Source organism: Candidatus Bathyarchaeota archaeon, from assembly GCA_025059045.1.
Classification (GTDB): Archaea; Thermoproteota; Bathyarchaeia; order Bathyarchaeales; family DTEX01; genus JANXEA01.
In genome coordinates this window covers 43,649-58,029 of the sequence record JANXEA010000008.1, presented here as the reverse complement: position 1 = coordinate 58,029, position 14,381 = coordinate 43,649, and the positions used below count along the sequence as shown (strand labels likewise).

At 42.7% G+C, this 14,381-nt stretch carries 14 protein-coding genes and 1 tRNA gene; 8 read left to right on the top strand and 7 right to left on the bottom strand.

Annotated features, from left to right (window positions below):
- Window positions 1-25: 25 nt before the first annotated feature.
- Window positions 26-940, bottom strand: coding sequence for a GTP 3',8-cyclase MoaA (moaA, locus tag NZ952_02390; GenBank protein MCS7120038.1), 915 nt, complete (start codon window positions 938-940; stop codon window positions 26-28).
- Between the two features lie 205 nt (window positions 941-1,145).
- Here moaA and NZ952_02385 point away from each other — a divergent pair, with 205 nt between their 5' ends.
- Together NZ952_02385 and NZ952_02380 are read left to right on the top strand one after the other, a co-directional pair.
- A complete protein-coding gene (locus NZ952_02385; GenBank protein ID MCS7120037.1) occupies window positions 1,146-1,820 on the top strand; it encodes a dolichol kinase in 675 nt (224 codons plus the stop codon).
- Between the two features lie 86 nt (window positions 1,821-1,906).
- Window positions 1,907-1,984 (top strand) — tRNA-Pro (locus NZ952_02380).
- A 131-nt stretch (window positions 1,985-2,115) separates the two neighbouring features.
- On the opposite strand, the gene NZ952_02375 is transcribed toward NZ952_02380, so the two are convergent.
- From NZ952_02375 to NZ952_02365, 3 genes are all read right to left on the bottom strand, one after another.
- Window positions 2,116-2,661: a hypothetical protein gene (locus NZ952_02375; protein ID MCS7120036.1), complete on the bottom strand. Its 546-nt coding sequence runs from the start codon at window positions 2,659-2,661 to the stop codon at window positions 2,116-2,118.
- An 83-nt stretch (window positions 2,662-2,744) separates the two neighbouring features.
- Window positions 2,745-4,046, bottom strand: coding sequence for a translation elongation factor EF-1 subunit alpha (gene tuf, locus NZ952_02370; GenBank protein ID MCS7120035.1), 1,302 nt, complete (start codon window positions 4,044-4,046; stop codon window positions 2,745-2,747).
- Between the two features lie 182 nt (window positions 4,047-4,228).
- Window positions 4,229-4,378 (bottom strand): DNA-directed RNA polymerase, encoded by a 150-nt coding sequence (locus NZ952_02365; GenBank protein ID MCS7120034.1) that lies wholly within the window; start codon window positions 4,376-4,378, stop codon window positions 4,229-4,231.
- A gap of 556 nt (window positions 4,379-4,934) precedes the next feature.
- Between NZ952_02365 and tgtA the strand changes: the two genes are divergently transcribed.
- From tgtA to NZ952_02350, 3 genes are all read left to right on the top strand, one after another.
- The gene (gene tgtA, locus NZ952_02360; GenBank protein ID MCS7120033.1) at window positions 4,935-6,494 is read left to right on the top strand and encodes a tRNA guanosine(15) transglycosylase TgtA; all 1,560 of its coding nucleotides are present in this window, start codon (window positions 4,935-4,937) and stop codon (window positions 6,492-6,494) included.
- 200 nt (window positions 6,495-6,694) lie between these two features.
- Window positions 6,695-7,936: an MBL fold metallo-hydrolase gene (locus tag NZ952_02355; GenBank protein MCS7120032.1), complete on the top strand. Its 1,242-nt coding sequence runs from the start codon at window positions 6,695-6,697 to the stop codon at window positions 7,934-7,936.
- A 21-nt stretch (window positions 7,937-7,957) separates the two neighbouring features.
- The gene (locus NZ952_02350) at window positions 7,958-8,515 is read left to right on the top strand and encodes an archaemetzincin family Zn-dependent metalloprotease (protein ID MCS7120031.1); all 558 of its coding nucleotides are present in this window, start codon (window positions 7,958-7,960) and stop codon (window positions 8,513-8,515) included.
- A gap of 162 nt (window positions 8,516-8,677) precedes the next feature.
- On the opposite strand, the gene NZ952_02345 is transcribed toward NZ952_02350, so the two are convergent.
- Window positions 8,678-9,580, bottom strand: a complete 903-nt coding sequence (locus NZ952_02345; protein MCS7120030.1) for a serine/threonine-protein kinase RIO2 — start codon at window positions 9,578-9,580, stop codon at window positions 8,678-8,680.
- A gap of 141 nt (window positions 9,581-9,721) precedes the next feature.
- Here NZ952_02345 and NZ952_02340 point away from each other — a divergent pair, with 141 nt between their 5' ends.
- The 3 genes from NZ952_02340 (at window position 9,722) to NZ952_02330 (ending at window position 11,858) form a co-directional block, all read left to right on the top strand.
- On the top strand, window positions 9,722-10,018 hold the full coding sequence (locus NZ952_02340; protein ID MCS7120029.1) for a hypothetical protein: 297 nt from the start codon (window positions 9,722-9,724) through the stop codon (window positions 10,016-10,018).
- 113 nt (window positions 10,019-10,131) lie between these two features.
- The gene (prf1, locus tag NZ952_02335) at window positions 10,132-11,391 is read left to right on the top strand and encodes a peptide chain release factor aRF-1 (GenBank protein ID MCS7120028.1); all 1,260 of its coding nucleotides are present in this window, start codon (window positions 10,132-10,134) and stop codon (window positions 11,389-11,391) included.
- A 77-nt stretch (window positions 11,392-11,468) separates the two neighbouring features.
- Entirely contained in the window at window positions 11,469-11,858 is a 390-nt protein-coding gene (locus NZ952_02330; protein ID MCS7120027.1) for a hypothetical protein, read from the top strand.
- 305 nt (window positions 11,859-12,163) lie between these two features.
- On the opposite strand, the gene NZ952_02325 is transcribed toward NZ952_02330, so the two are convergent.
- Complete coding sequence (locus NZ952_02325) at window positions 12,164-12,856, bottom strand: hypothetical protein (protein ID MCS7120026.1); 693 nt, start codon at window positions 12,854-12,856, stop codon at window positions 12,164-12,166.
- A gap of 49 nt (window positions 12,857-12,905) precedes the next feature.
- Complete coding sequence (locus NZ952_02320; GenBank protein ID MCS7120025.1) at window positions 12,906-14,237, bottom strand: polymer-forming cytoskeletal protein; 1,332 nt, start codon at window positions 14,235-14,237, stop codon at window positions 12,906-12,908.
- Window positions 14,238-14,381: the final 144 nt, after the last annotated feature.

Here is a 14,381-nt window from a genome sequence, read left to right as displayed (position 1 = left end):
TTATATCACCTTAACAAGCTCCATTCTACTTGAAGTAAGGTTCCCTCAGTTTTACTGCTTCGATGAAGATTTTTCTTAAGGCTTCTTCGCTAGCTCCTTTTCTCATGGGGCCTACTATGTCCACAAGATTATCATTGCGGAATAAGCATGGCTTTAATTTTCCGTCAGACGTAACGCGTAGGCGGTTGCAGTGACTGCAAAATTCAGTGTTATGCATCGGCTTGACAACCTCAACCTCTCCTCCGCTTGAGAGACGATACTTCTTCCGATGATGCATCCGTCTCACAGTTACTTTCTCAGCCATTTTCAAGAAGTATTCTTCAATCTTGTCTAGTTCAACATGATATTCCCTGTAAATTTCGTCCTCATCCTTTGACTCTAGCTCTATTATCTGAAGTGTAAGCGCATTTTCTTCAGCGAATGTGATCATTCTCTCAACTTCATCATCGTTTACTCCCCTTAAAATGACCATGTTAAGCTTGATCGGCGAGAAACCTACTCTCTTTGCCTCCTTAATTCCGGAAAGCACTTTGGTAAGGGCGTTCAAACCTGTGATCTGCGAGTATTTGTCGGGATTAAGTGTATCAAGACTGATATTCACCCTGTCTAATCCCGCCGCCCTCAAATCAAGAGCATACTCTTCCAATAGAACCCCGTTTGTCGTCATCGCAATTTCCCTTATACCTCGCAGACCCCTTATCCTCGACACTACCTCTATAATATCTGCTCTTAAGAGTGGTTCTCCACCAGTGAGTTTCACTTTATTTACGCCGAAACTGGCGGCAATCTTAATGATGTTGCAAATCTCATCAGCCGTCATTTCTGTCAATGCTTTTTCTTCTTCGCCTTCACGATGGCAATAGAAGCATCTGAGATTACATTTACGGGTTACGGAAACTCGTATGCTCCTCACAGGTCTTCCGTATGGATCCCGGAGCAAGGCCTATCCCCAAATTAGGGTTTGTTCCCATTCTTTCATCAAGATTTGATGGAAAGAATAGAGGATGGACATTATTTAAGGAGAACGGTTCGAGGCTGCCTATGATATCATATGGTTAATTTTATAGGACAATGGTGAAACAACAGTTTCTCAGACTTTTTATCCAAAACCTTTTATTGAAAATAAAATAAAGAATTTTGGGGCTATGATATCATATTACGAGATTGTTGCCACAGTCTTACTCTTGATGTGGGTGATTTTCGTAGCAACTATCCTTACACAGAGAACCTATAAACACATGATAAGACGCGGGATGGAACATTACGTTGCAGTCTACTACAACCGTAAGGTCATCCACATTCTAGCCGGAGGATTTTGCGCCCTCATTGTACCCTTCGTATTTAGCACGTATATGTTACCGTTGATTATGGCTTGTATGCTGGCGTTATTCTTATACTTGCCTCATAGGACTGGAAAAATTTTTACTTGGTTCCAGACTGAAGATAACATGTATGAGGTTTCATTCTGTATAATGTGGGGTGCGATAATTTCGCTGGGATGGCTTCTTTCGGGTGGAAATTTCTGGATTGGAATTTTGCCTGTTCTTTTCATGTCAATTGGAGACGCGGTGACTGGAATTGTTAGAAATCTCCTTTATGGAAAGAGAACAAAATCTTGGTGGGGAAATTTAGCTATGGCTTTTTTCTCTGTTACAGTGGGAGCAGTCCTCGGATACGCAGGCATATTGGCAGGTGCAGCGGCTTCCTTTATCGAACATTTCGAGTTTAATCCAATAGACGATAATGTTACGGTACCAATAATATCGTTTATTATTCTTATGCTTGCTAAGACTTATGCTCCGTGGCTTCTGACCATATGAATGGGACGACAACTTGTTCGCTATAGCTAGAAACGGTGAGAAATGTTTTTAAAATAACTAGTTAACCATTAGAAATAGACGGTTTTGGGGTCGTCGGCTAGTTTGGTCTAGGCTAGGAGACTTGGGCTCTCTTGACCCCGGTTCAAATCCGGGCGACCCCACCACTAATGAGGAACTTTTGGAGAAAATTCTTGTGATCAAGGCTGTCTTCTTAATAACCCGGACAATGTGCTGATTGTGCTTCAAAAGGACGGTTTATAGATTTTCATAAGCACCTTTAGACTATGAAAGGTTTCTAGATTAAGAATTCGTTCCTTCTCTTTGAATATCTATTTAGTACAGTCTTAATTTCTTCAAGATCCTTTATTGTGTGATTCAAAATGCTAATGTGGGAATCTATTACTCTGTCGAGCTCGGCTTCCAGATTGGCCTCAAGAATGTCATTGATTATTTCATCCGCTATAAGTTCAGTTAATACGCCGCGTTTTGTGATGTTCTTTATGAGTTTGACTATTTTCTCTCTTTTTTCATCAACCGCCGGATTTGGTAGGATGCCTTTTACGACTTGGTCTGCAATCTCATTTACAACGTTCTCGGAGGATAAGGGCATAAATCTCCGCGCCGCGATTTGTCCCTCCGGTGTAAGAAAGATCATCAATGGAACTGTATTTACGCTATACAATTCAGTTAAGTTTTCATTTTTTGGGTCGTCAACGTTGATTAAATGAATTTGTATGTCGCCGCGTTGCTGTTGAAGTTTTTTTATTAGTCTGGAAAGTTTTCCTCCGCTTTCGTATACATCAGAATAAAAGTATATTATCTCCACTTTTTTGTTCTTCAAAGACTTTCCTCCATAGATTTGAGTGTGAAGATCAGGGCTGAAGAAAAAAGAGAAGCATGTTTAAGAGAATTGACGACAAATTCTTACATTTTCTTGGTAATCTCTCTTACAACGCCTGCGGCGATTGTTGTTCCCATGTCGCGTATTGCGAAGCGGCCTAGTTCTGGAAAATCTGTGTAGACCTCTATTGGCAATGGGCGTAGAGGCTCAAACCTTACTAATGCGCTGTCACCAGTCTTCAAGAATGATGGTTTTTCCTCGATCGTCTGACCTGTTCTAGGATCAATTTTTCTGATTAGCTCTGCAAATCTGCATGCAACCTGCGCTGTATGTGCATGAAGGACAGGTGTATATCCTGCAGCAATTGCAGTGGGGTGATGTATGACTATTATCTGCCCGATAAACTCCTTCGCTACAGTCGGTGGGTTGCTAACATGCCCGCATACATCACCTCTTTTTATCTCGTTCTTCGCAATACCTCTAACGTTGAAACCTATGTTATCTCCAGGCTCTGCCCTCGGTATTCTCACGTAATGGGTCTCAATAGATTTTACTTCACCTGTCTTACCTGACGGCATAAAGATCACTGTATCGCCCTCCTTAAGTACACCAGTCTCCACTCTTCCAACTGGCACCGTTCCTACTCCCTGAATAGAGTAGACGTCTTGGATTGGCAAACGCAATGGCTTGTCAATTGGCTTTGGAGGCATCTGCAGAGTGTCTAACGCCTCATAAAGTGTGGGTCCTTTGTACCAAGGCATTTTATCGCTTGGTTTCGTTAAGTTGTCTCCAGTCCACCCCGAAGTGGGCACAAAATTGATTTTTGACGGATCATAACCTACTAGTCTAAGCATCCGGGATACTTCGTTCTTGACTTCTTCGTACCTCTCTTTGCTCCAGTTGACCGACGGATCATCCATTTTGTTTATCGCTACAACAATCTGCCTCACACCCAGAGTGAATGCTAAGAAGGCATGTTCTCTTGTTTGTCCGCCAGGTCCTATTCCAGCTTCGAACTCGCCTCTTTTCGCCGATATGAAGAGGACTGCTGCGTCAGCTTGGCTGGCGCCAGTTATCATGTTCTTGACGAAGTCTCTATGTCCAGGAGCATCTATAATCGTGAAGAAGTATTTTGGCGTCTCAAATTTTAGGAATCGGAGATCGATGGTTAGTCCCCTTTCTCTCTCCTCCTTTAGGTTGTCTAGTATCCATGCGAACTTGAAGGTTTCCTTACCCATTCTCTTTGCTTCTTCTTCATAGGTCTTTACGGTTCTCTCATCGACTACTCCCGCTTGGTAGAGAAGGTGCCCCATTGTGGTGGATTTGCCATGGTCTACGTGGCCGATGATCACGAGGTTAAGATGTGGCTTTTCTGGTTTGCTCATTCAATCTCCTCCATCTTTCACTTTTCATTGGTTGTGATGAACTGGTTAAGAATCAGCTATTACAGTTATTTTAAGCTTACCCTTCGTCGGCTCTTAACATTTAGTGTGTGAAGTGAAATGTGTACCTTTCTAGAAAGAGATGGTGGCGAAAATTGTTTTATGTGAATACCGCAACGGTGACCTTAATATCTTCTGTATTTTCTTCTCTGCGGTCTTCTTTTGGCCCAGCATTCTCTGCAGTATACTGGCCTGTTTGGGTCAGGCTTAAAGGGTACTTCGCATTCTTGGCTGCATTCTGAGCAGACCGCTTTAAACATTGGCCTTGAAGACATTCTATACTTTTCACTCTCCTCTGTTTTACTGCAAGAATTAAGCGCGAGGTGGGCTTAGAATTCTTGCAGACCCTACTACTTATGCATCCTTCCTTATTAAATGTGTCGTTTAAAACCCATTGTTTTCCTGTATATATGTTGCCGTAAAACTAAAGCCCCCTATCCTTAGTGCCATGTTATTGGATAGGTTTTTTAGAAAGTTGTATATAGTATTCTGCTGCGTGATGAGGGACACCATTCTGAGCACTTGTGATGATGAGATGGAGCGACCCTGACTTAACTCTAGTTCCGGCCAAAGATGGCCTGCAAGAGAATTGATTAATGGTTAGATAAAATTAGGTTGTATTATTTTGGCATTTAGCTTGCTATTCGGCTCCATAAATTTTAAATAATTTCATTTGGATCCTTCACCAGCTCATATCTGAAGACGTACTCATATACCTGCACTGCCAGCATTTATAGAGAAAGATGGGGGCATGGACGAGAAGAAGTAGGAAGGCTGGAGAGATGACATATTTACCTTACTGTAACCATTTCTACTTAGGAGATGATCATTATGACGCTTGAATTTGAAGTTAGAGATAGGGATCTTCTTGGCAGAATTGGGAAACTATACGCTAGGAGTGGAAATATTGAAACACCGGCCTTTCTTCCCGTTATAAATCCGTCAAAATTAACTATAACCCCTAAAGAGATGTGGGAGGATTTTGACTGCAAAATTCTGATAACTAACGCCTATTTGATAAAAAAGTATTTCAGCAGAGAAGCGACTGACCTAGGGATACATGCTTTCCTAGATTTTCCTGGAATCGTGGTGACTGACTCAGGAGCCTATCAAATCCTATCTTATGGGAAGGTAGATGTGACGCCTGAAGAGATTATAAGATTCCAGGAGAAAATAGGCTCTGATATAGCTACGATTCTTGACTTGCCTACTGGGTGGCGGGTATCTCGTGATTACGCCCAATTTACTGTTGACGAGACGGTTCGGAGGGCGGAGAAGTTCTTTGAGCTAAAATCACGTGGGGATATAGGTTGGATTGGTCCAATCCAGGGGGGACGTTATCTTGACGTCCTTGCAATGTCGGCAAGTAAGATGGGCAAATTTGACTTTGATGTTTATGCTTTGGGCAGTCCGACACCTGTTATGGAGCAATATCTCTTCAGTCTGCTTACAGATATGATTGTAACCGCAAAAATGAACCTTCCCATAAACCGTCCATTCCACCTCTTCGGAGCTGGTCATCCATTCATGTTTGGGATCGCTGTGGCCCTCGGCTGCGATCTATTTGACTCGGCTGCCTACTCACTCTTCGCATATGAGAGGAGATACCTAACTGACCGGGGGACGGTTCGGCTTGATAGGCTCGAATATTTGCCCTGTTCCTGCCCTATATGTGTGAAGAGGAGTGCGAGGGAGCTTAATGAGATGCCGGATAAAGAATGTGAAAAAGATTTGGCCAAACATAACCTATATATCTGCTTTTCCGAGATCAAGCGTATCAAGCAGGCAATAGTTGAAGGTAGACTTTGGGAATATGTAGAGATGAGAGCTCATGGGCATCCTTCACTTCTTGATGCGCTTAAGAATCTTAAGAGGTATGAGAGGTATATTGAAAAGTATAGTCCAGTGTCTAAAAGAAGCGGCTTTTTCTTCTTCAGCTCGGTCGGTCTCTCTAGACCGGAGGTCAGTCGCTATCATCTGAGGCTAATGGAAAGATTTGCACCTAATTGTGATAGCAAATTTTTATTCCTTATGCCAAGGGATCTAATTAGAAAGGGCAGAAGTGAAATAGCAAAGGTGATATCAAGCGTATGCGAAAGGTTAAGGCTGAGCATAGATGAGATCCAGCTTTGTATCTATTTCCCACCATTTGGGGTTATACCTATGGAGCTCACGGAAACATATCCTGCGGGACAGACGGAGTCTATCAGTCAGCCAGACCGGGAAACAATCGAGTATATGATCTTTCAAGTAATCGAGTTTGCAAGACATGCTAAAATTGGTAGGGTTATAATGCTTGCAAAGAAGGGGACTTGGCAAGATAAGGTTGCACAATCCTTCGGTCAATCCTGTACAAACGAAGATTTCAGTTTTAAACCTATTTACATTTGATGAATACTTCTATAAAATGATTGAATTGAAAAGATAATTCCGCATGTTCACATACTAAAGGCAAATTATTGTCAAATATTCTTCTTAGAAATAAAAGTTTATTAATCTTCGTGTAATAATCGTTTAGGCTATAATTTGATTTCCATTAACTATAATCTCATGTCTGGACGGTGAAGAGATTACCATTGAAGATTACATTTTTGGGTAGCGCACGAGAGGTTGGAAGAGCCGCAATCTCGGTTAGAACACAAAAAACTCATCTATTATTGGACTATGGTGTCATGTTGAATCATACTCCCGGCTTTCCTATGCATGTTCCGCCTAAGGAAGTCGATGGGATAATAATGACGCATAGCCATCTGGATCATTCTGGCGCTATTCCCATCTTTCATATTCGAGGCAGAACTCCGGTGTATGGAACAAGGCTGAGCTTCGAGTTTGCCAACTTATTGATAAAAGACTTCATACATTTATCGGGCTATTACTTGCCATTTGAGTACTTAGAACTAAGAACAATGCTGAAGTGTAGAAAAGACGTAGATTATAAAAAAGATGTTGCCATTGGGGATATTGGGTTCAAACTCTTAAATTCTGGTCATCTTCCTGGAGGCGCATCCGTTCTCATCGAGGCTGAGGGGAAAAGGCTTCTCTACACAAGCGATTTCAATACTGTTGAGACAAGATTGCTTCCTCCCGCCGACATGGACTATGGAGATGTGGACGCCGTAATAATTGAGAGCACATATGCTGATGAGGATCATACTGACCGAAGGCAGCTTGAGGAAAAGTTCGTGTCTGAGGTTACTGAAACGGTTGAATCAGGCGGCACTGTTCTTGTTCCTGCTTTCAGCATAGGTAGAGCCCAAGAAATCGCATGTATCCTTTCAGCCTACCATTTTGAATATCCAGTGCTCATCGATGGAATGGCACGTGAAGCCTGCAGAATATTGATGGGTCACCTGAATTTTCTTAGGGATCCAAGGCTCTTCATGGATGCCGTTCACATGGTTAATTGGGTTGAGAGCTGGAAAGATAGAACAAATGCGGCGAAAAAACCTGGAGTGATAATTTCTCCTGCTGGTATGCTTAAGGGGGGACCTGTAGGCTCCTATTTACAGACGATTGGGAAGAAGAGTAGAAATGCAATCTTCCTTGTCGGTTACCAAATTCCAGGGACCCCTGGAAGGGAGCTGCTCGATAAGGGAAGATGCGTCATCGATGGGAAGATGCGGAAAGTCAAGGCTAAGATTGGATTTTTCGACTTTTCAAGTCACTGTGGAGCGAAAGAATTGAAAGAGACTGTGAAAAGATTAAAAGGTGCTCCTACGGTGTATGTGGTTCATGGAGCCGAGAACAATTGCCCAAAATTCGCAAAATGGGTTAAGGAGGAGACGGATCTAGAGGCCAAGGCTCCTAAACCAGGTGATGCCTTTACAATCTAAAATTGTCGCGAAGTGGATGGTTTGGGTCAGATCATTATATTGCCCGTAGGAATGGTTGACGAGAAAATCTTGAAGGTTGTTGCAGATGCGTTACCGAAAATTCTGAAAGGCTGCTCAGTAATAATCTCGGATTATCGCATTCTCAACCTATTACCCGCATATAATCCTGTGAGGAGGCAATATCTATCTACGAAGATACTTGCTGAGATTCGAGAATATATCGGAAGAACACGGCTGATTAGTGATGAGGAAGACCGGCTTTTAGGCATCACGGATGTGGACCTGTATGCGGCTGGCTTTAATTATGTTTTCGGAGAGGCTTCATATACTGAAGGAGTTGCAGTAATTTCTATCTATAGGCTTAGACCTGAATTTTACGGCGACATTCCGAATGAGAAGTTATTACATGAAAGGATAATCAAGGAATCCGTTCATGAGCTGGGACATGCTTTCGGGCTTAAGCATTGCTCTATACCTTCATGTGTGATGTATTTCTCTTCACATATCCTAATGACTGATAAGAAAGGTCCAGGCTTCTGCCAAGGGTGCCGCCGGAAACTTAACAGCGTCGTCCTCTAGAATTACAAAGTTGTTTCGTCTTTCTCGAATTTTTTAGCCCTTATTTTTTCGATCAATAAATCTGGTGGTTTTGCTTTATACCGTGGTCATTTTCCTTCTTAGCTTACATAAAGGTGGTACTTCCTTTCTGATAACCGCAAAAGATTATGATCAAAATCAAATCTAAGGCATTCTTGTCGGATTAGATTTAACGTAATTTAGTATCATGTCAAGGTCCTTCTTAATTCCATATCGTTTCGAAAAGAAGTTCAAAACATTTTTTAGATCTCGTCGAAGAAGGAATTCTGCATTGGGATGATCTGTTTTGACAAATTGTGGCCAATCGATAATGAGTACCTTTTCACTTGGTCCAATGATAATGTTGAATTCACTGAGATCTGCATGTATCACTTGCGCTTCAATGTAGGCTTTCTTAATGTTAAAAAGAATCTCTTTTAAAGTTTTCTCTGGTTTCGTAAGATTAACCGTCTCGTTGAGCTCTATTCCCTCAATAAAACTCATTACTACAGCATGTCTATTTTGGCCGATCGGCTTTGGCACGGATATCCCGCATGGATAGAGGAGGGTTAGCGCTTCATATTCTCTTTCAGCCGCCAACCGGGATTGGTAAAGCCAAGAGATGTGCTCCCTGTCGCCGGCATATCCTCGAAGTCTCTTCGTTTTGCGAAAGCTGACTCTCCCTAAACGGTGGAATTTTATAGCTATTCTCTCACCTGACGGAGATAATGCGTCATAGACATCAGCCTCCTTCCCGATTCCTAAGGGTTTTCCAAATGACTCCAATACTCCTGCCTTTACTAGCGCGTTTATGGCTAGGCAGTCGTAGCCAGCATTATTTAGAACATAGCCTGTGTATGGTCCAGTCCAACTGTAGAGTAGACCGAGCTTGTTTAATCTATTTAGTCTATAATCAAGTTCCTTAGCGCTGAGGCCAGTCATGCTTAGGAGATCCGTTTTCGGAACATACTTATGCCTGCTCATATCAAGTTCAATGGCTGATAACACGTGTATGTCCTCAGGTTCGAGATTGCGATAAGTGCTGACTGCAATATCAAGAGAAGACATTATCCTCTTAAAGAAGATGGACGACTAATTTAAAAATTCTGATTTGCCAAACAATCCTATATTTCTAAACCATCAAAAACAAAGATGTTTAAATCTATCTTTTTCATAAGATTCTTTAAATTCCAGGGGAGCCCCAAGTTTTTGCCTATCGATAGGATGATCGTTAAGGCTTACGAGCTAATTCGTAAAAGAAGGGTTGAACCAATAGGCGACATGCTCTACAATGTTGTGGGTGATCATGGAACCTACACGGTCGCACAAAAGATTGATGGGACTGTGAACTGTAACTGTCCAGGCTTTGCTAGAAAGAAGAGATGCTCGCATTCGCTTGCGGTTGTGATGCTTAACCAGCCGTCCCTTCTCAAAGTGGTTGAAAAAGAGATCCTAGTATTCTCGAAGGAATCAAAATATGGAATGAGGATGAGGGCGGGACGCTAAGTAATGCTAAACATTTAATTAGGGTTTCTAGATCTTGTCTATAAAAACTGGTGTTGTAAATGGAAGAAATATGTATCCTCCTCGATTTTAATGGGTAGGGTGTAGATTAAAGGTTGAATGGGAAAAGAACTTCTCTCGAACTTTTCAGGCTGAAAAAGATTCTCAGTGTCTTGGCATCCAAGGAGGGAAGAGGCACCGAGCTGGTCTCGCTCTATGTCCCGCCTGGCAGGCAGATTAGCGAGATTGTTCAAATGCTAAAGGATGAGTGGGGAACAGCCTCTAATATTAAGTCGACTACAACCCGCAAAAATGTTCAAGATGCAATTGTCAGGGTTATCCAACGCCTAAAACTGTTCAAGACCGTGCCCGAGAATGGTTTAGTGATATTCTGTGGTGCCATACCCCAAGATGGGCCTGGAAGCGAAAGGATAGAGACCTATGTCATCATACCGCCAGAACCGATTAATATATACTTGTATAGGTGTGATTCCAAATTCCACATCGACTATCTGATGGACTTTCTTAAAGAGAAAGAAACGTATGGGATTATTTTGTTGGATTCAAGCGGCGCGACGTTTGCAACTCTTAAGGGTCGCCGGCTGGAAATCGTGGAGGATATAACGTCAGGTATTCCGGGAAAGCATCGTGCCGGCGGCCAGTCTGCTAGGAGATTCGAGCGATTGAGAGAGATGCAGCTTATAGAGTTTTTCAAACGCATAGGAGAGCATGCCAACAATATTTTTCTAGGCATACCGGATCTAAAAGCAATAATCATTGGTGGGCCTGGACCGACAAAATATGATTTTCAGGATGGAAAGTTTCTTGATTATAGACTTAAAGAGAAGATTGCCGCAACAGTCGACACCGCCTATACTGGCGAGCAAGGAATTGAGGAAATGTTGGAGAAAGCGCCCGAGATCATCAAGAAGATTAGATACGTTGAGGAGAAGCGGATTGTGCAGAAGTTCTTGTATCATATTGGCCATGAAACTGGGACGGTCACATATGGTGAAGGAGAGGTGAGAAGGGCCCTCGATCTAGGTTTGGTTGACACACTTATAATATCTGAGGCGTTAGAAACGAAGATTGTTAGGGTTGAGTGTTCCTCATGCGGGTATACCTATAACTTGAGTATGAGGGCCAGTGAGGTTTTGGCGTTTGAAGGCACGCTTAACGGCAAGCCGTGCCCTAAGTGCAACGTTCCAACTCTTCAAATTTCGGAGACAAAGGATGTTATTGATGAGCTTGCTGATAAAGCTGAACAGGCTGGTGCGAATGTTGAGGTCATATCGACAGAGACTGAGGAGGGTCAAATGCTGCTAAAATCATTTGGTGGTGTTGGGGCAATACTCAAATATAGAGTGAATGAGTAGGTCGTTTTAGGATGGAATAGGACATGCTTAATTACTTTCCAGCTGAATCTTCAAAGGTTTAGCGGGGGTTCCTTCAAATGTCGGATTGGGAGCTTGAGACTATAAGACGGAAAAAGCTTCTGCAGTTGAAGAAATCTCTCGAAAAAAGATCTGATCTCGAATCTGAAAAAGCTGGGAAGCCGAGCGACCGAGAGGTTCTTAGCGCATACCTTGCTGATAGGGCGTGGGAGGTTCTGAATGCGGCCAAAATTCAATATCCAGAGGCTGGAAGTTGGATGGAGGCAACTCTCGCAAAATTGATTAGGGAAGGTAAGATAAAAACCAAGATAAGCGGCGAAGAATTGTACAGTATCTTTTTAAGATTAGGCGTAAAAGTTCGTCTTCCGACACGTATAAAAGTTTTGGAGCATGGGGAAATAAAGAGTCTTGAACAGAAGATCAAAGAGGAGACTTCAGAGAACTACTGATCTTCGTTACTGAATGATCTTCTTTACTGTCTTCAAAGCTTCGAGAAATTCTCCTCCTCTCCATGCGATCGTGTAAAGTTCTCTGGCTCCGACGTTAAGTGATTTTATGAGTCCGCGAAATAGCAAAAATTCCTACATAGCTTTTGTCCCGTCGACTGGTGGTCCTGCCCCATAAGAGAGTCTTGTTAGTGAACATGTTCCCTTTCTCACAACGGTTTCTAGAACGTCTAGGGATATTTCATATCTTGTTCACAACAATCTACGTTGTGAATACGGTTTATACATTTGCCGATATCCTAATATTCTCATGCTTTAGAGATGAAAACAGTCTGTCTCCATCGTGTCCTAGTTGAGAAGTAATAATCCCAGCCCTTCGCTAGATGAACGCATCTCTCCAGACTCTCAACCTTTAGATGAAAGTGCTGGGTTTCTTGGTGATCGTGAATCTCTTCAAGCTCACCCTCCTTCAGCTCTTTTAAAAATGCGTCTTTTAGTTTGGTGTCTACGGGAATTTCGAAACCGTATCCCTCAACCCCCTCCTTTGAAATCGCAGGCCTGACTGTCCATCTGCTCTCTTTAATGATTAGGATCATATAGAGCGTGAATGGGCCGATCTTCTTCAGCCATATTCCTTTTCCGCCATATTCCCACTGCTTTTCAAGTCTCCTAAGTGATCTGATGAATCCCTCCAGTTTGACCGTCTTAACGAATCCTTCAAACTCTTCTGGGCTTAGGTTCTCGATTACTGCGGCAGATTCTTTCAATTCATCTGGCAGGAACAGGTCTGGATGAAGTCTTTTTAAGAGAAGTAGTTTCTCAACTTGCCTCCGGCGGGTTACATATATGTATATTGCTACGCCTTCTCTCGGGAGATTTCTTCTCGCCATTATCGAGCCGAATGATCTTTTCTCGAAGTTAATGTAAAAGGGAGGAACTTCGAGTGTGAGGTAGCTGCTGCCCAGACGGAATTCTATCTTCTTAATTCTCACGGAATTCAAGTTTGAAACGCATCCGGATGCGAGAACATTTTATCTGATTTGCGTATTCTTAAATCGGGGGGTTTGGAAGTCTATCTTCCTTGATTGGCTCTCTGGCTAGGAGCACGTTATCCTCCCTTCTCAGTTCCTCCGTATAATGTACTTCGCCAAGAATCTTCGAATCTTTTTCTAGATATGCGTTATTGACATATATGTTTCTGGCTTTCGATTTTTCCTCCATTGTTAAGGACTCTGCATAAATGTCTTCCGCCTCTGACCTCTCTCTCAACAGAACTTCTTTAGCAACTACCGGGCCTATTATGCTGCCGCCTCTGCCGATCTCAACCCTTCCTGCTTTCACGCCCTTACTGGTTTCTATTCGACCTCCAACCCTTACCGAATTCATTGCCTCGATGAAATCTGCCTTCAGAGCTCCTCCAACAGTAATCGTTTCAGCCTTCAAAGTCTTCGTCGTCTCAGCTGTTCCTCCAACGTTGAGTTTTCCGGCAAGCATAAGATTTCCATCGACGAAGAGGCTTCCTCCAACCTCTATCTCTTCGCCTTTGGCATCACCTTTGATCTTAACTGCCCCGCCAACATTTATGTCTGTAAATTTGAACGACCCGTTTACGCTAAGTGTTCCGCCTATGTCCACATTCAATCCTTCACTCTCACCTGCGAGTTGTACCTTCCCTCCTACATCGATTGATCTGAAGGTTATTGGCTTCTCAGACTCGAATGAGCCGCCGACGTTAATCTCCTCTCTAATCTCTCCGCCAGCAACTTTTACGGTGCCGCCTACATGCAATTCTTTGCTGATGATTTCCGAGTCTGTAGTGAATGCTCCTCCAGCATCTATCTGTTCCACTTCAACTCTGCCTTTTCCATAGAATGTTCCGCCGACCTTTACCTTAGTGCCGACGGTGGTTCCATCAATCATCATTGAGCCGCCTACCTCTACGTTTTCGACTTCGAGGTTTCCATGTGTCTCTAAGGTTCCTCCAACTTCAACATCCTTTGCCTGGAGGTTCCCCCCAACAGTAACTTTTCCTCCAACTTCAACATTCTCCGCTTTTAGGTCTTTGTTGACGAAAACTTTTCTGTCAACTTCCACAGTCTTCGCAAATAATTTTCCTTTTACGTCTAATCCTCCCTCATAGATTCTTATTGATTTTTTTGTTATCATGTCTCCCTTAACCAGCATTTCACCATGCTTACCCCTGACCGAATCGGCATATAGACTACAATCAAAATGGCAATCACCCTCAAATTGAACTGTTCCTGAAACCTCGACAACTTCGCCGTTTTTCGCTCTAATTTTCACGTTTTCGAATAGTATGAGGTCACCATCAATCTTATTTAGCGTCATTGTTGAGCCTGGCGGAACATTAATTGTAACCATCGCCTCTTCACCTAACGAGATCTACTCATTTAGCATAGCATATTTAAAACTAGTTCACAAATGGACTATATACGTTATGATTAAAATTTGTTCGGCAAGCGTGCTGAAATTTCTCTCTTTGCCGCAGTTCACTTTTTTAAAAAT